This is a genomic window from Neorhizobium huautlense (assembly GCF_030811685.1).
Classification (GTDB): Bacteria; Pseudomonadota; Alphaproteobacteria; order Rhizobiales; family Rhizobiaceae; genus Neorhizobium; species Neorhizobium huautlense_A.
In genome coordinates this window covers 261,896-279,577 of record NZ_JAUSRF010000002.1, presented here as the reverse complement: position 1 = coordinate 279,577, position 17,682 = coordinate 261,896, and the positions used below count along the sequence as shown (strand labels likewise).

General features: G+C 59.8%; 15 protein-coding genes. 2 read left to right on the top strand and 13 right to left on the bottom strand.

The features are described 5' to 3' along the window. Nucleotides 1–2: 2 nt before the first annotated feature. The 11 genes from J2T09_RS03920 to J2T09_RS03870 form a co-directional block, all read right to left on the bottom strand. A complete protein-coding gene (locus J2T09_RS03920; RefSeq protein WP_306831310.1) occupies nt 3–1,598 on the bottom strand; it encodes an ABC-F family ATP-binding cassette domain-containing protein in 1,596 nt (531 codons plus the stop codon). A 160-nt stretch (nt 1,599–1,758) separates the two neighbouring features. After that, entirely contained in the window at nt 1,759–2,931 is a 1,173-nt protein-coding gene (locus J2T09_RS03915; protein ID WP_306831308.1) for a Gfo/Idh/MocA family protein, read from the bottom strand. 341 nt (nt 2,932–3,272) lie between these two features. Next, nucleotides 3,273–4,325, bottom strand: a complete 1,053-nt coding sequence (locus J2T09_RS03910; protein WP_306831306.1) for a sugar phosphate isomerase/epimerase family protein — start codon at nt 4,323–4,325, stop codon at nt 3,273–3,275. Between the two features lie 80 nt (nt 4,326–4,405). After that, entirely contained in the window at nt 4,406–5,371 is a 966-nt protein-coding gene (locus J2T09_RS03905) for a substrate-binding domain-containing protein (RefSeq protein WP_306831304.1), read from the bottom strand. A 79-nt stretch (nt 5,372–5,450) separates the two neighbouring features. Continuing rightward, nucleotides 5,451–6,452 carry an ABC transporter permease gene (locus J2T09_RS03900; RefSeq protein ID WP_306831302.1) on the bottom strand — a complete coding sequence of 334 codons (1,002 nt, stop codon included), beginning with the start codon at nt 6,450–6,452 and terminating at the stop codon, nt 5,451–5,453. Next, a complete protein-coding gene (locus J2T09_RS03895) occupies nt 6,449–7,990 on the bottom strand; it encodes a sugar ABC transporter ATP-binding protein (RefSeq protein WP_306831300.1) in 1,542 nt (513 codons plus the stop codon). The genes J2T09_RS03900 and J2T09_RS03895 overlap by 4 nt, the downstream gene beginning before the upstream one ends. 403 nt (nt 7,991–8,393) lie before the next feature. Then, on the bottom strand, nt 8,394–9,704 hold the full coding sequence (xylA, locus tag J2T09_RS03890; protein WP_306831296.1) for a xylose isomerase: 1,311 nt from the start codon (nt 9,702–9,704) through the stop codon (nt 8,394–8,396). A 187-nt stretch (nt 9,705–9,891) separates the two neighbouring features. After that, nucleotides 9,892–11,346 (bottom strand): xylulokinase, encoded by a 1,455-nt coding sequence (gene xylB / locus J2T09_RS03885; RefSeq protein ID WP_306831292.1) that lies wholly within the window; start codon nt 11,344–11,346, stop codon nt 9,892–9,894. Between the two features lie 22 nt (nt 11,347–11,368). After that, on the bottom strand, nt 11,369–12,394 hold the full coding sequence (locus tag J2T09_RS03880; protein WP_306831291.1) for a LacI family DNA-binding transcriptional regulator: 1,026 nt from the start codon (nt 12,392–12,394) through the stop codon (nt 11,369–11,371). A gap of 141 nt (nt 12,395–12,535) precedes the next feature. After that, entirely contained in the window at nt 12,536–14,137 is a 1,602-nt protein-coding gene (locus tag J2T09_RS03875) for a DHA2 family efflux MFS transporter permease subunit (RefSeq protein WP_306831288.1), read from the bottom strand. Between the two features lie 49 nt (nt 14,138–14,186). After that, on the bottom strand, nt 14,187–15,383 hold the full coding sequence (locus J2T09_RS03870; protein ID WP_306831286.1) for an HlyD family secretion protein: 1,197 nt from the start codon (nt 15,381–15,383) through the stop codon (nt 14,187–14,189). 136 nt (nt 15,384–15,519) lie between these two features. Here J2T09_RS03870 and J2T09_RS03865 point away from each other — a divergent pair, with 136 nt between their 5' ends. Next, the gene (locus J2T09_RS03865; RefSeq protein WP_306831283.1) at nt 15,520–16,203 is read left to right on the top strand and encodes a TetR/AcrR family transcriptional regulator; all 684 of its coding nucleotides are present in this window, start codon (nt 15,520–15,522) and stop codon (nt 16,201–16,203) included. Nucleotides 16,204–16,308: 105 nt separating this feature from the next. Then, nucleotides 16,309–17,076, top strand: a complete 768-nt coding sequence (locus J2T09_RS03860; protein WP_306831281.1) for a TerC family protein — start codon at nt 16,309–16,311, stop codon at nt 17,074–17,076. Nucleotides 17,077–17,109: 33 nt separating this feature from the next. Here the strand turns inward: J2T09_RS03860 and J2T09_RS03855 are convergent, their stop codons facing one another. Continuing rightward, the gene (locus tag J2T09_RS03855; RefSeq protein WP_306831279.1) at nt 17,110–17,388 is read right to left on the bottom strand and encodes a helix-turn-helix domain-containing protein; all 279 of its coding nucleotides are present in this window, start codon (nt 17,386–17,388) and stop codon (nt 17,110–17,112) included. Further along, nucleotides 17,385–17,657 (bottom strand): type II toxin-antitoxin system RelE/ParE family toxin, encoded by a 273-nt coding sequence (locus J2T09_RS03850; protein ID WP_306831277.1) that lies wholly within the window; start codon nt 17,655–17,657, stop codon nt 17,385–17,387. Before J2T09_RS03850 ends, J2T09_RS03855 begins: the two co-directional genes overlap by 4 nt. Between the last annotated feature and the right edge of the window lie 25 nt (nt 17,658–17,682).

The window sequence follows — 17,682 nt, the reverse complement described above, 5'->3', positions numbered from 1 at the left end:
CATCAGCCTCTCCCGCGCATCGGCAATTCCAGCCTGCGCGTGATGCCGATCGCACGGAAAAACGCCTCGTCATGGCTGATGACAAGCAGGGCACCGTCATAGGCGGCAAGTCCCTGCTCCACCATCGCGATCGAATCGAGATCGAGATGGTTGGTCGGCTCATCGAGGATCAGCAACGAGGGCGGGCGTGTTCCGCCCAGCACACAGGCAAGCCCCGCCCGCAGCAATTGACCACCGCTCAGCGTGGAAACCAGCTGCAGCGCCGCATCGGCGCGGAACATGAAACGGGCCAAGGCTGCCCGGCCCGCATTGTCGTCGGCTTGCGGGTTGAGGCGGCGAAAATTATCCCGGATCGTTTCGTTGGCATTCAGCAGGCTCACCGACTGATCAAGCAGCGCATGATCCGTGAACACGCGCACGGTGCCCTGGGATGGCGCGACAGCACCGGTAATCGCCCGTATCAGCGTCGTTTTGCCCGATCCGTTGGCGCCGATGATGGCAACCCGCTCCGGCCCGACCATATCAAACGAGACACCCGACAGGACAGGCGAGCCATCACCATAACCGACGCTCAGATGATCGACCCGCAACACGACCTTGTGGGCCGGCAATCCGGTCGGAGCAATCTGCACTGACAACGGCTGCAATATCTCGATCCGCTCTCTCGCCTCCACAATCGCTGCCGACGCCTGTTGTTTGCGCCGCACCGCCAGCCTGGCATTTTCGCCGCTGGTGACCTCGCTCTGCATTTTTCGCCCACCCGCGGAAATCCGCGGCATGTCGCCCCGGTCTGCCTTGCGTTTGCCGGCGCCATCCCTGCGCGCCTTGCGCTCCACCTGCAATTGAGCGGTCCGGGCGATCTCGTCAAACGTCTTTTCCGCATCCGCCAGATCGTGCTCGGCGGCAGCAAGCTCCAATTGCTTGCGCTCCTGAAAACGGCTCCAGTTGCCGCCATAACGCTTGGCCCCGAGCGTCGTCAGTTCGACAATCGCATCCATGCAGTCGAGCAGTTCACGGTCATGACTGACGACGATCGCCCCCGCCTTCCAGCGTGACAGCAATTCGATGACAGCGATCCGTCCCTCCCTGTCGAGATTGTTGGTCGGTTCGTCCAGCAGGAGAAAATCCGGCTCGCGAAAGACAAGGGCCGCAAGCCCCGCACGCGTGCGCTGCCCACCGGAAAGGGCTGCAAGACGTGTCTCCGGCCCGGCATCGAGACCGACGTCAGAGAGTGCCGCAGCGATCCGTTCTTCAAGCAGCCAGTCGATGGTTGCGATTTCCTCGACTGTCGCGTTGCCCGCAACGGCCTTGCCGAGAAGCGCAAGCTCGGCCGTGACGCCAAAAAGATCGGCAACAGTCGCGCCGTCATCGACCTGCACGCTCTGGCGCATCATGCCGATGCGACCTTGAACGGAGACTGACCCCGTCAGCGGCTGAATGTCTCCGGCAACAAGTTTCAGGATCGTCGTCTTGCCGACGCCATTGCGGCCGACAAGCCCGGCACGCTCAGAACCGAAACTCAGATCTATATTGGAAAAAAGCGGGCGGCCGTCAGGTGTGGACCACGAAAGATTGGACAGCGTTATGGAAGCAGGCATCTATATGATTTCCCTGGATTGCAAGGCAAAGCGGCGTTGCGATCGAGATGAAATCCATGGCTGCACACATCCTGTTGGTGTTGCTGACTGACGGTTTTCTATTCGTGGATAGAGACCAAAGCAAGGCGGGCGGCATCAGGTCTGCCGCCCGTCAGAAGGATCAGAGTTTGACCCAGGCGCCGTTCTTTTTCGAAGAGGCCACGCAGGCCTCGACAAAGGCGACACCCTTCACGCCGTCATCGACGGTCGGGTAGATCACCGCCTTGTCGAGCTTGGTACCGTTCTTTTTGGCGTTGATGGCCAGCGCCGCTTCCGAATAGATCGTCGCAAACGCTTCGAGATACCCTTCCGGATGACCGCCGGGAATACGCGACACGCGGGCTGCGGCAGCCCCTGCGCCTGCGCCATTGCGGGTGATCAGCCGCTTCGGCTCACCGAACGGCGTGTACCACAAGAGGTTCGGGTTTTCCTGGCACCATTCCAGCCCGCCCTTTTCGCCAAAAACGCGCAGTTTCAGGCCGTTCTCATTGCCCGGTGCCACCTGGCTGCACCACAACATGCCCTTCGCGCCTTCCGCGAAACGCAGCATCACATGCGCATTGTCGTCCAATCTCCGGCCCGGCACAAAGCTGTCGAGATCGGCGGCGAGGCTTTCCAGCGTCAGGCCGGTGACGAAGGAGGCCAGATTATAGGCATGCGTGCCGATATCGCCGGTCGAGCCACCAGCGCCAGACTGCGCCGGATCGGTGCGCCACACGGCCTGTTTGGCGCCCGTCTCTTCGGCCGCTTCCGTCAGCCAGTCCTGCGCATATTCCACATTCACCACACGCAGCTTGCCGAGTTCGCCATTGGCGATCATTTCTCGCGCCTGCCGCACCATCGGGTAACCGGTGTAATTGTGGGTGAGGATGAACAGAGCATCGCTTTCATCCGCCAGCTTCTTCAGCTTCTTTGCATCCGCCAGATTGGAAGTGAGCGGCTTGTCGCAGATGACATGGATGCCGCGTTTCAGAAACTCGCGCGCCGCTTCGAAATGCACATGGTTGGGCGTGACGATCGACACCGCCTCGATGCCATCCTTCAGTCGCGCCTCGCGGATCGCCATGTCCTTGTAGGAACCATAGGTGCGAGCCGGATCGAGCCCGAGTTCACGGCCCGATGCCGCTGCCTTTTCCGGTGTCGATGACAGCGCGCCTGCGATCAGATCATACCGGTCGTCCAGCCGTGCCGCCATGCGATGCACCGCGCCGATAAACGCGCCCGAACCGCCACCCACCATGCCGAGACGGATGCGCGGCTCACGCGCCGCTTCCTGTTTACCTTCGATTGCCATGAAATATCTCCTTGAAATGTCTGTGGAGCGGTTGCCCCGCAAGCGGCCGAACGATTGCAAATGGAACTGGGCTCGTGCCGCTTGCTCCCTCCAATCTCCCCCCTTGAGGGGGAGATGTCAGCGAAGCTGACAGAGGGGGGTGAGCAACAGCGCGGCAGATGGATCAAAAGCGATATGCGCACCAGATCCCCCCTCTGCCCTGCCGGGCATCTCCCCCTCAAGGGGGGAGATCGGCTGGGCGCGCCCTTGGCACTCCATATGCAATCACCCTGCCCACCTACGGGGAAGAGGGTGAAGCGCAGCATGCTGCGCTCTTGGTGAGGGGCAACCTATCAGTCCCCTTAAAGCCCCAGCATCCGCCTATTCGCCGCGTCATCCGTACCGCCGGCGGCAAAGTCGTCGAATGCGTGTTCCGTCACCCGAATGATATGCGCCTTGACGAATTCCGACCCTTCTCGCGCGCCATCCTCCGGATGCTTCAGCGCGCATTCCCACTCGACCACGGCCCAGCCGTCAAAATCGTTGGCCGCCATCTTGGAAAAGACCGCGCCGAAATCCACCTGTCCGTCGCCGAGTGAGCGGAACCGGCCGGCGCGCTCTACCCAGCCCTGATAACCGCCATAAACGCCCTGCCGGCCGGTCGGATTGAATTCCGCGTCCTTGACGTGGAACATTTTTATCCGGTCCTTGTAGATGTCGATATTGTCGAGATAATCGAGGCATTGCAGCACGTAATGCGACGGATCGTAGAGCATGTTGGCGCGCGGATGGTTTTTCACGCGCTCCAGAAACATCTCGAAGGTGACGCCGTCATGAAGGTCTTCACCCGGATGGATTTCGTAAGCTATATCGACGCCGTTGGCATCGGCATGGTCGAGTATCGGCGTCCAGCGCCTTGCCAGTTCGTCGAAAGCCGTTTCCACCAGTCCGGCCGGCCGCTGCGGCCACGGATAGATGTAGGGCCATGCCAGCGCCCCGGAAAAGGTCGCATGCGCACCGATGCCGAGATGTTTCGAGGCGGTGATCGCCATCTTGACCTGCTCGACTGCCCATTCCTGCCGTGCTTTCGGATTGCCACGCACTTCCGGCACGGCAAACCCGTCGAAAGCCTCGTCATAAGCCGGATGCACCGCGACCAGCTGGCCTTGCAGATGGGTGGAAAGCTCGGTGATCTCCACGCCGTTTTCACGCGCCACACCGGCCAGTTCGTCGCAATAATCCTTGGAGGTCGAAGCCTTTTTCAGGTCGATCAGCTGGCTCGCCCATGTGGGCACCTGCACGCCGAGATACCCCTTGTCGGCCGCCCATTTGGTGATGCCGTCCCAGGTGTTGAACGGTGCCGCGTCACCTGCAAACTGGCCGAGAAAGATGCCCGGTCCCTTGATCGTCTTCATCAAAAATACCTCCGCTTATACACTTCAGAACATGGAACGAGCGCGCCGGCAAACAACCATGCGCGCTCGAAAAAGGCCGGTCAGAACGGCGAGTCAGGGAAATAGAATTCCTTGGCGTTATCCTTGGTCACCAGCGTGGCATCGAGAATGTATTCGCCGCTGACCGGGACCTGATCGTAGAAACCGCCGGCCGTGAGCTGCATGGCTGTCGCCACCATGGCCGGCGGGTAAAGCACGTCGACCGGCATCATCTTGTCGCCATCCATGACGCGCTTGATCATGTCCTTGGAACCGGCACCACCGACGACATACTGGATGTCGGTGCGCTTGGCCTGCTCGATGGCCTCCAGCACGCCGACAGCCATGTCGTCATCCTGGCACCAGACCACGTCGATCTTCGGATATTTGGTGAGATAATCCTGCATCACGCGAAAGGCGTCGTCGCGGCTCCAGTTGCCGTACTGGCGATCGAGAACCTTGACTTTCGAGCCTTCGATGCCCTTGTCGAAACCGTCCTGACGCTGCTGGTCGATCGGGATCGGCAGGCCGCGAATGATGACGACTTCGGCTTCCGGCGTGGTTTCGGCAATGTATTTGCCGGCGACTTCACCAAGCGCCGGATTGTTGCCGGCCACATAGAGATCGCGGATGGTGTTGTCGTTGACGGAAGGCGCGCGGTCGACCAGCGCCACGAATTTTCCGTCATCCTTGACCTGCTGGATGGCCGAAACCAGCTGATCCGGATCGGTCGGCAGGATGACCAGCGCATCGATGCCCTGAACGGCCAGATCCTGCACGGCATTGGCCTGGCTTGCCGGATCTGCCGATGTTTTCACGATGACGTTGAGCCCCGGATGTTCGGTCATCAACAGCTTGGCGACACGTTCGGCATGGAACACCACGCCAGCCGTCCAGCCATGGTCGGCCGCCGGAATGGACACGCCGATCGTTACCTTTTTTGCTTCCTGCGCCCAGCTGAGCGTGGGTGCCATCACCACCGAGGCGGCCAGTGCCGCTGCGGCAATCCCAAAAGTTCTTCTGCGCATGTTCTCTCTCCCAAGATGAACGGGGTCTCTCCTCCCGACCGGACCCGCCCCAGATGGCCCGGCGTAACCCTAAAACCCGCTATTTCCGCATCAGCGTACGCTGTACCAGCATGGCGATGATGATGATCGCTCCCTGGATCGCGCCGATCAGATATTCGCTGACAAAATTGGAAAGCAGCATGATGTTGCCGACAATTTCCAGAATGAACGCCCCGCAGATCGTGCCCCAGATACGGCCGACGCCACCCCGAAGCGCCGTGCCACCAACAACGACGGCGGTGATCGCCTGCAATTCCCACAGAATGCCGGTCGTTGCCGAGGTCGAACCCAGACGCGGCACATAGATGATCACGGCAACGGCAACGCACAGGCCCTGAATGATATAGGCAATCGTGCGCACCTTTTTGACGGAAATGCCGGAATAGCGCGCCACTTCTTCATTGGACCCGACGGCAATCACATGACGGCCATACCGGGTGCGATAAAGCACGAAAGCGGCGATGGCAGCGGTCACGAAAATCACGATGATCGGGATCGGCATGCCGAACACATCGCCGAAATAGACCGGGCGATACAGCTGCTGCAATTCGCGGTCGCGCACGGTGATCGAGCCGCCTTGGCTCAGCCATGTCGTCAGGCCGCGATAAATGCCCATCATGCCGAGCGTGGCGATAAATGGCTCGATCTTGCCGACCGTGGTGATCAAACCGTTGGTCAAGCCGCAGGCAGCACCAAGGATCAGCGCGAGCATCATCGCCGTAATCAGCATCAGCATCGGATCGGCGACCGCGCCGGAATTCATGAACAGGATCATCAGGCTGGCGACAAAAGCCACCATCGCGCCGACAGAAAGATCGAGCCCTCCCGATGAAATCACATAGGTGGCACCCAGCGCGATGATGGCGATGAAGGCGCTGCGGGTGATGACATTGGTGAGATTGGCGACCGATACGAAATTCGGGTTGGCGAAATACCCGAGCACCAGCAGCAGCGCCAGCGCCACGAAGGGCGCGATTGCGGCCATGTCCCAGTCTTTTGAGGTCTTTGGCGCCTTGGTCGTGTCCGTTGCCACCGCGTTCATGCCGCTTCCCCCGCGCCGGTTTTCACACCTGTCGCCAGCTGCACGATCTCGTTTTCGTTCATGTGGTCCCCTTCCACTTCGCCAACGATCCGGCCCGCGCGCATGACATGGATGCGGTCGCAGATGCCGATCAGCTCCGGCATTTCGGAGGACACGACGATGATCGAGCGCCCTTCCCCGGCCAGACTGGCGATGAATTTATAGATCTGTTCCTTGTTGCCGATATCGATGCCGCGCGTCGGCTCGTCGATGATGACGACCTGCGGATCGAGCAGCATCATCTTGGCCAGCAGCAGTTTCTGCTGGTTGCCACCGGAAAGCTGGCCGGCGAGAATGTTTTTCGTGCCGGTGCGGATATCAAAATCCTCGATCGCCTTGTCCAGAGCATCGCTCTCGCGTTGGCGATCGATCTGGAACCCGCGAATGAATTTGCCGAGCGATGCCAGCGTCAGGTTGGTGCGCAGGTCTTTTGTCAAAAGCAGGCCCTTGCCCTTGCGGTCTTCCGACAGATAGGCGACGCCGGCTTTCAGGCTGGAATGGACACCGGTGAAAGCGACCGGATGACCGCGAAACGTCACTTTGCCTCTTCCCGGACGCAGGCCCACCAGACCTTCCATCAGTTCGGTACGACCGGCGCCGATCAACCCGGCGAAGCCTAAAATTTCGCCCTTGCGCAGGTTGAAGCTGGCATTTTGCGCATAACCCGGCACATCGAAATTTTGGACATTCAGAACTGTCTCGCGCGCCTCGGCCGCATGGCGGTCGGGGTAAAGTTTGGCCACATCGCGCCCGACCATCAGCCGCGCCATATCGGCCGGTTGAAGCTCGGAGGTCTCATGCGAGGCCACCAGCCGGCCATCACGCAGCACGGTGACGCGATCGGCGATCTCCTTCACCTCCGGCAGGCGATGCGAAATGTAGAGCACACCAACGCCCTTGGCGCGGATGTCGCGGATAACGTTCAGCAACGCCTCGGTCTCATGCGGCGTCAGCGAAGCTGTCGGCTCATCGAAAATGACGATGCGATGCGGCACCAACAGCACGCGGGCGATCTGCACCAGCTGCCTTTGCGCAATGGAGAGGCGGGAAACGATGGCATTCGGATCGAGATCGCCCCCAAGATCACGAACCGCCCTGGCGGCGCCCTCGTTCATTGCCCGGTCATCGAGTGCCAGGCCTTTGCCGAGTTCGCGGCCGAGATAGATGTTCTGCGCAACCGTCAGGTCCGGGGCCAGCAGGATTTCCTGATGCACCAGCACGATGCCGTGTTCTTCCGCATCCACCGGCCCGGCAAAGCTCACGGGCTTGCCATCGATGCGCAGCTCGCCACGGGTCGGCTGGTGATTGCCGGCGAGGATCTTCATCAGCGTCGACTTGCCGGCACCGTTTTCGCCGATAATGGCGTGAACCTCGCCTGCCCGCACGGTCAGGTCGATATCCTTCAAGACGTCGACAATGCCAAAAGTCTTGGAAAGGCCGGCGCCTTCCAGCAGCGGCACGGCATGATCCGTCGCTCCCCCGGGCGCAAAAACGCTCATGGGCAGGCCACCAAATTCAGATGCGTCGATACGCGTTTAAACGGAAACGCAGATCGAACGCCAGCCTCCTCGCAAGCGGTCGAATGCATTGATAGTCCTCCTGAATGTGGAGGCTAGCCAAGATTATGAGGTACGTAAAGCAGGAATTGTTGATCAAGCCTCAACCAAATGTGAGCACATAAGATGACAGATTATCAACAATCTTTGCGCGCATTTCCGTTGACGAATTAGTTTATTCTAATATAAATTGCATTTGACTGAAATCGCAGCCGAGGCCCGGCGCGGCGGACCCTCTTCATGAGAGGCGTCGGGCTTCTGGCGCGGGTCAGCCTATTATGAACTTCAAATATTTACGGGCAGAAACGAATTTCGTTTCTGCCCGTAAATGCGCTTTAGCCGCCGATCAAACGTAACGGTTGACGACGTTTTCCAGAAATTCCTGACGACCCGATTTCGGCTCGGGATTGATGTTTTCGCGCTCCACCTTGGCGGCAAGCTCTTCCAGCTTGTACTCACCGCGCAACATCTTTTGCGCGTCCGGGCTGTCCCACTTGGCATAACGCTCGGCCAGCGGCTTCGACAGCGCGCCATCCTCCAGCATCTTCGCCGCAGCTTTCAGACCGCGCGCGCAAGAATCCATACCGCCGATATGGCCGATCAGCAGATCTTCGGGATCGATCGACTGGCGGCGCAGTTTGCTGTCGAAATTGGTGCCACCGGTGGTGAAGCCGCCCGCCAGCAGGACCTGATAATAGGCGAGCGCCATTTCCGGCACATTGTTGGGGAACTGGTCGGTATCCCAGCCGGACTGGTAGTCGTTGCGGTTCATGTCGATCGAACCGAAGATGCCGTGCGCATTGGCGAGCGCCAGTTCATGCTCGAACGTGTGGCCGGCCAGAATGGCGTGGCCCTGTTCAATATTCATCTTCACCTCGTTTTCGAGGCCGTATTTCTTCAAGAAACCGTAGACCGTGGCGACGTCGTAATCGTACTGGTGTTTGGTCGGTTCCTGCGGTTTCGGCTCGACGAGAATGGCGCCCTTGAAGCCGATCTTGTGCTTGTAATCGACCACCATGTGCAGCATGCGCGCCATCTGGTCGAATTCGCGGGAAAGGTCGGTGTTGAGCAGCGTTTCGTAACCCTCGCGACCGCCCCACAGAACATAGTTTTCGCCGCCAAGTTTCTGCGTGGCGTCCATGCAGGTCTTGATGGTGGCAGCCGAATAAGCAAACACATCCGGGTCGGGATTGGTGGATGCGCCCGACATGAAACGGCGGTTGGAGAACAGGTTGGCCGTGCCCCAAAGCAGCTTTACGCCGGTCTCTTCCTGCTTTTGGGCAAAGTAGTCGACGATCTCTTCGAGGTTCTTCGTGTTTTCTGCAAAGGTCTTGCCTTCGGGACGCACGTCGGCATCGTGGAAGCAGTAATAGGGCGCGCCGAGCAGCGAGAACATTTCGAAGGCGACATCGGCCTTCAGCTTGGCCTTCTCCATCTCGCCGTCGTACCAGGGGCGATCGAACGTGCGGCCGCCAAAGGGGTCGCCGCCTTCCCAGGCAAACGAATGCCAATAGGCGACAGCGAAACGAAGATGATCCTCCAGCCGCTTGCCGGCGACGATCTCGTCGGGATTGTAGAAACGATAGGCCAGCGGATTGGTGCTGTCCGGGCCTTCATATTTGATCTTCTGGATATCGCCGAAAAAGCCGGTTTTCATATGGGTCTCCTCCCTGAAAAGATGACTGCAATGTTTATGCATAAATTTGAGGTACGTAAATCATAATATGACGTACGTACCTCATTGCAAGATAAAAGTCGCCGCAGGGCAGCGATATTCAGTTTTGAGATCATTTGGCGGTGAGGTTTCGGCACTCACCGCGTGAGGGGATCGCTCCGTTGAGAAATCAGCCGGCCAACGCCCGGATGGCTGGATACGCTGCGCGGTAACGGGCGTAGGCCGCCTCATAACCCTCGCTCAGGCCGGAGACCGGATCGATGGTCGTTTCCGTCTTCGGTGCGGTGCAGACGGCAACCGGATCGGCACCCGTGGCAGCAATCAGGCCAAGACGGGCTGCACCGAAAGCGGCACCGAAATCGCCATCGGCCGGAATATCCACCGGCACGCCGAGCGAGGTGGCGATCGAGGCCAGCCAGTAGCGCGAGCGCGAACCGCCGCCGATGGCGGTGACCCGTTCGATCTGCGTGCCCGCCGATTTCAGCGCTTCGAGATTGTCACGGATGGCGAAGGTGACGCCTTCCAGCACGGCCTGCGTCAGCACCGCACGGCTCGATTCATGTTCCAGACCGAGGAAGGCACCACGAATGACGGCATCGTTGTGCGGCGTGCGTTCGCCGGAAAGATACGGCAGGAAGGTCACGCCGGACGGCGCCTTCAGCGTCTCGCCGAGTTCCGCCACCAGATCGGCGGCGGGCTTGCCGCTGACCTCCGAATGCCAGTTGAGCGCATCGGTGGCCGAAAGGATGACACCCATCTGGTGCCACGTTTTCGGTAGCGCGTGGCAGAAGGCATGCACGGCGCTTTCCGGCTTCGGCAGGTAGCTGTCGGTGGCGGCAAACAGCACACCGGATGTGCCGAGCGACACGAAGGCAGCGCCGTGGCTGACCGTACCCATGCCGATGGCAGACGCGGCATTGTCCCCTGCCCCGCCGGCAACGACGACACCGTCCGCCATGCCCCATTCGGCAAGCAGTTCGCCGCGCAGTTTTCCCGCCTGATCCGTGCCTTCCACCAGCGACGGCATCTGCTTTTCGGAAAGATCGGTCGCAGCCAGAAGCTCCGCCGACCATTTGCGAGCACCGGTGTCGAGCCAGGAAGTGCCAGCGGAATCGGACATTTCCGAAATATGCTCGCCGGTCAGCCAAAGACGCAAAAAGTCTTTCGGCAAAAGCACCTTGGCGACCTTGGCAAAGATGTCGGGCTCGTTGTTCTTCACCCATGCCAGTTTTGGCGCGGTGAACCCGGGGAATACGATATTGCCGGTCAGCTTGCGGAAGATCGGATTGGCATCGAGCGCGGCTGCTTCCTTGTGTGAACGCGTGTCGTTCCACAGGATGCAGGGGCGCAAAACCTTGTCATCGGCATCCAGCAGCGTCGCGCCATGCATCTGGCCGGAAAGGCCGATGCCTTTGACTGCCGCCAGTTCCTTCGGGAACTTTTGTTTCAGCCCGGCAACCGCTTCCTTGGTGGCACGCACCCAGTGCTCCGGGTCCTGTTCCGACCAGCCGGGATGCGGACGCGACACATCGAGCGAACCATTGGCCGAACCGATGATCTTCTGATCGCCATCGATAAGCAGCGCCTTGACGCCGGACGTGCCGAGATCGAGACCGAGATACATGCTGTTTCCTTTCCTCCCGCCGTTACGGCAGGTTGTCCTTCAAGAAAATGTCTATGCGAATACGTTCCTGCGCGGCGATGACAGGTAGGCCATCGGCCTTCGCCTTCAAGACGCGAATGGCGCTGCGCACCTCGTGCCCGGCATCCTGGTTGAGCACGGCGTCAATGGTGCCGTTTTGCAGAGCCGCACCGGTTGCTTGCGTCAGTTCGTGCAGGATCACCACGGGCGCAGGCGAAAGTGGCTGCGCTTCCAGCACCGGCAGAAGACCGCTATTGCCCGCACCAAGACTGTAGATGCCACAGATATCCGGATGCTGCCGCAGCACATCGCCCATCAGCTTTTCCACCAGCGCCGCGTCATCCCTGCCTTCGACAGCGGGAAGCAGCGTAAAATGCGGAAAATCCTGCACCATGACGGCGGAAAACCCTTCAAGACGCTCGCGGTGGTCGCGCACCATCAAGGAACCGGCCAGCGGCACGATTTTTCCTTGCCGCGCCCCTAGAAAGCGCCCCATCAGCGTGGCGGCGGTGCGCCCGGCGGCGATATTGTCGATACCGGCATAATGATCGCGCGGCGATTGGCTGAGATCGGAAACCAGCGTCACCATCGGAATACCGGCGGCGGCAACACGGCCCGCTGCCTCGCGCACGTCAGGCGCATCGACGGCAACGAAAGCGACACCGGCGGCATCGCCTGCCGCCACCTTGTCCAGCGCGGCAACGAGGGCTGCACTTTCCAGCGCCGGCACATCGATCACTTCAATCCGCGTACGCTCCACACCCGAACGGGCAATCGCCTCTTCCACCTCGCGGCGCAGGCCTGCCATGAAGGGGTTTTCGTTGACCGGCAGGATGAAGACGAAGGGATAAACACGGCTCTTGGCGAGATTGGCGGCAGCAACATCGCGCACATAACCGAGGGCGGCAATCGCCTCCTCGACCTTTACGCGTGTGCCTTCGCGCACGCCCGGCCGGGCGTTCAGCACACGGTCGACGGTGGCAAGGCTGACGCCCGCACTTCTGGCGATGTCATGGACCGTCGGCTTCATGCGCACTCCTCCGCCCGTGTGGTAGCGAAAAAGCTGAGGTACGTAAATCAGATTTTTGGTGCGCGGAGCGGGCGTAAACAGCAAAACGGGGCCGCTGTAGACAACAGCGACCCCGATACGCGCGGTGGATTCTTCGATAAATCAGTGGCCGCCGCCACCACCTCCGCCACCTTGCGGCGCAGGCTTGGAGATTGCAGCAACACCCAAAATCATCATGCCGAACAACACGGTGAGGATCATGAAGACATCACTGAACGACATCACCACAGCCTGCTTGGTTGCCATCTGCACCATCTGCTTGATGGCGCCTGTTGCTCCATCGAGACCGTAGGAATTCAGATTGGCGGCCATGCTGTTCAACTGGTTCACCGCCGCCTGATTGCCCCAATCGAGGTTTTCGCGCAGCCGTTCGTAATGCACGTCCTGACGGTTGGACAGGAGCGTGCTGATGATGGCCAGGCCGACGGCACCACCGAGGTTGCGCGTCAGGTTGAACAGGCCGGACGCACCACGGATACGGGCGGGCGGCAACGTACCAAGCGCGATATTGTTGATCGGCACCATGCACATCATAAGCCCGAAACCGCGCAGGATCTGCGGGATGAACAGCTCATAGAAGTCCCAGTCGGCGGTGATGCCGGTCATGATATAGGTGCCGGCAGCAAAGCTGATGAAGCCCATCACCATCATCGCCCGCAGGTCCATCACGGTCGAAAGCTTGCCCGCAATTGGCGCGGTGAAGAACATCGCCAGACCCGAAACGAACATGGTCTCGCCGATCATCAGACTGTCATAACCACGGATGCGGCCGAGATAGACCGGATAGATATAGGTCAGGCCATAAAGCCCGATGCCCATGACGAAGGAAAAGATCGAACCGAAGGCAAAGTTTCGGTTGGCAAAGGCGGTCAGGTCCACCACCGGAAATTCCGAGGTAAAGGCCCTGTAGAAGAACACGATGGCACCGATACCCGAGGCGATCGCGCCGATGACGATCATGTGGTCGTTGAACCAGTCGTTGGAATTGCCCTCTTCCAGCACATATTCCAGCCCGCCGAGGAACACGCCCATGGCGGCAAGGCCCCACCAGTCGAATTTCTTGAACAGCGACAGTTCGGGCTTGTCGAAATCGATGAAATTCCAGGTGACGATCGACACGATGATGCCGGGAATGATGTTGACCAGAAACAGCCAGTGCCACGAGAAGGCATGGGACAGATAACCGCCGACCGTCGGTCCGATGGTCGGCGCAAGCGTGGCAATCAGGCCGATGATCGGCGAGACGATGGCGCGTTTCGACGGCGGGAAGATCGTGAAGGCCGCAGCAAACACCGACGGGATCATGCCGCCGCCGATAAATCCCTGAATGGCGCGGTAGACGATCATCTGGTCGATATTCGTCGCCGTCGCGCAAAGCGCGCTGGCAATGGTGAAACCGGCCGCCGAAAAGGCGAACAGATACCGCGTCGAGACGATACGCGCGAGCGTGCCCGAAAGCGGGATCATGATGACCTCCGCGATCAGGTAGGATGTCTGCACCCAGCCGATCTCGTCCGAACCGGCGGAAAGGCCGGCCTGGATTTCCGACAAGGATGCCGAAACGATCTGGATATCGAGGATCGACATGAACATGCCGAGCACCATGGCGAAAAAAGCGATCAGCTTTCTCCGGTCCATGGGAGCATCCGCCGGCATGGCTGCCGCAGGCGCAGATCCTGCAGTTGTCGTTGCGCTCCCAGCCATGGGACCACCTCCGCCCGATCAAGGGCCGTTAGATCATCAGAGCCAGTGCTTAGTTCTGCGGTGCCGTGCGCGTGTCGACATCGACGACGACGCTCAAGCCCGCGCGCAGACGGCCGCTATCAAGCGCATCCTGCGGCAGGGCGATACGCACCGGCACGCGCTGGATGATCTTGGTAAAGTTGCCCGTGGCGTTTTCCGGCGGCAGCAGCGAGAAGACCGAGCCGGAGGCCGGCGAGATGGACTCCACCGTGCCGGTGATCGCATCGTCGCTATAGGCATCGACATGCACCTTCACGTGTGCGCCCGGCTCCAGATGCTGGATCTGCGTTTCCTTGAAATTGGCGTCGATATAAAGCTGGCGTGTCGGCACCAGCGCCATCAGCCGCTGACCGGAAGAAACGAGATCGCCTTCCTGCACCGAACGATTGCCGACGACACCGTCATACGGCGCCTTCAGGATGGTGAAGGAGAGATCGCGGGCCGCCTTGTCGCGCTGCAGTTCCAATGTGCGGATCTGCCCCTCGGCTTCGCGCTTCTGGGCGTCGAGGATCTTGATATTGGCCTGCGCGCTGGCAATGGCTGCCTGACCACCGACAAGGTTGGCCTTCGCCTGGTCGAGCGCGATATTGGCGCTGTCGAGATCGGCGGCAGTGCCGGCCGACTTCGCCTGCAATTCGGCCTGACGCTTCTGGGTGATTTCGGCACCGCGAACGGCCGCCTGCAAGGCAACCTGCTGGGCTTCAGCCTGCTCGACACTGGCATTGCCAGCGGCGATCTGCGCATCGATGCGCGTCAGCGACAGTTTTTGCGTTTCGATGGCGGCATTCGCCTGATCGAGTGCATTCTGGTAATCGCCGTCATCAAGCGTCAACAGTGTGTCGCCGGCCTTGACCTGCTGGTTGGCAACGACGTTGACCTTGGAAACGAAGGCCGTCACCTTCGGCGTGATCGTGGCGATATCACCTTCGATATAGGCATCATCGGTGGAAACCATAAAACGGCCGGTCGTCCACCATTCATAACCATACCATGCACCACCGGCGAGAAGCGCCAGCACAACGATCGGCAGAACCACACCGCGCTTCTTTTTCTTCGGCTCGGTTTTCTGCTCGGCGGTTGCCGCAGCCGTCGCCGTGGGCGCTGTCGGCGCATTGGCCGGGGCTTCCGTGCGGGCTTCGGCCTTGTCGTCTTCGACAGCTTCGAGCTTTACGGCACGCTTGGCACCGGAATTTTGAGATGCGTTCATGGTATCGACCATCTACATAGGGAGAGCGGGGCACCAATCGAACCGATCGGTTTAATCGGGCTTGACTTAGAACTTTGCAAAACACATATCAAGGGCCAATCGAACCGATCGGTTCGAAATGATGAAAAAAGGTAAAATGGACAGTTCGAAGACATTGCCGGTTGCTGAAGCCTCCGCGACATCGGGCCGTTTTGCCGCAGGCTCCGACCCGGCAAAGCGCGAGCAGATCGTCGACGGTGCTAAACGCGTGTTCATGCAAAAAGGTTTCGACGCCGCCAGCATGAACGACATCACCCGCGAGGCCGGCGTGTCGAAAGGCACGATCTACGTCTATTTCGACAACAAGGAAGACCTGTTCGTCGCCATGGTGGAGCGCGAGCGCGCCGCCTTCCTGGCAGCACTGCGCACCGTGTTGAAAGACAACGAGAATGTCGAAACCGGACTGCGCGAATTCGGCATCAAGTTCCTCGAACACCTGACCGATGACAAGATCATCACTGCCATGCGCACCGTGCTCGGCGTGCGCGAGCGTATGCCCGATCTCTGCGCCCGCTTTTTCCGTGGCCCGCAGAATTTGCGCACCGTGTTGATTGATTTCCTGACGCTGCATGTCGAGGCCGGCTCTCTCAGGATCGACGACATAGACCTCGCAGCCGGACAGTTCCTCGATCTCGCCAGCGGCAGCTTCTTCAAGTTCCGCCTGTTCGGCACCATGCCGGAAGCCCCGCCCCGCGAAGAGATTGAACGCGTCATCCGCGGCGCCATCCATGTTTTCATGGCCGCGTACGGACAGAAAAAAACAGAACTGCCTGCGGAATAACAGTCATGGAGCGTGCGTATATGCATCACGCGCGCTTGTTTCTCTGAAATCGGCGGCAATATACCTTGTCCAATACGTCACGCCGTTTCAGGAGAACGCTCCCCCATGCAGGACATCATGCTGCTTATCCAGGATCCCACCGCCTGGGTCGCGCTCGTCACCCTTGTCGTCATGGAGGTGGTTCTCGGCATCGACAACCTCATCTTCATCTCGATCCTCACCAACAAGCTGCCGCCGGAACACCGCGACAAGGCACGCAAGATCGGTATCGGCCTGGCACTCGTCATGCGTCTCGGCCTGCTCGGCACCGTTGCCTGGATCGTCCAGCTCACCAACCCGGTTTTCGAGGTGTTTGGCCATCCCTTCTCGTGGAAGGACATGATCCTGATCGCCGGCGGCCTGTTCCTGCTCTACAAGGCGACCAAGGAGATCCACCACAGCGTCGATCCGGTCGACCACAAGGAAGACATGGTCGGCGCCGGCGAAAAGGCCGTGCAGATCACCTTCTCGGCCGCCATCACCCAGATCCTCATCCTCGACCTGGTGTTCTCGATCGACAGCATCATCACCGCCGTCGGCATGACGCCGCACCTGCCGATCATGATCGTCGCCGTCGTTGCCGCCGTCACCGTCATGCTGCTGGCAGCAAACCCGCTCGCCAACTTCATCGAAAAGAACCCGACCATCGTCATGCTGGCTCTGGGCTTCCTCTTGATGATCGGCGCGACGCTGATCGCCGAAGGTTTTGGCGTGCACGTGCCGAAGGGCTACATCTACGCCGCCATGGCCTTCTCTGCGCTGGTCGAGATTTTGAACATGGTCTCGCGTAACGCCAAAAAGAAGAAAACGAGCGGCGATCAGACGCTGCATTGATGAAACGAGAAGGGCGCCGCGAGGCGCCCTTCTTCATTCCGATATCAAGTTGATTTCCAATCTAGAACCCGTAGCGCTCGCATAACGCCGTAACGTCGAAAGCGATGGCGAAACACCGCCACCTTCCAGCCTTGCAATGGCGGATTGAGTGGTGCCGATCTTCTTCGCAAGCTCAGCCTGCGAGAGATTGGCATTGCTGCGGGCACGAACGAGCGCCTCGATCAGGCTGAATTCCGCATCCGCCTTCTCATATTCCGCACGGAACTCCGGGTTCGCCATCAGCTTTTTCTTGAGTTCTGCTATCCGGGTCATGGCTTCACTTCCTTCATTCGTTGCCTGGCAATCGCGAGAGCACGCGGTGGCATCTTCTGTGTTTTCTTGACGAACACGTGCAGGACCAGAACTTTTCGCCCTGTCACCGTCACATAAATACCGCGCGCAATTCCCTCCGACGCTTTCGCACGAAGCTCCCAAAGCTTGCCTTCAAGATGCTTCACATGCGGTTCATGGAGCTTGTCCAGACCAACATTCTCGATCAATTCGATAAGACGGATAAGGCGCGCCTGAAGACCGGGCGGCAAAGCCTCGATCTCGGGATCAGCCGCT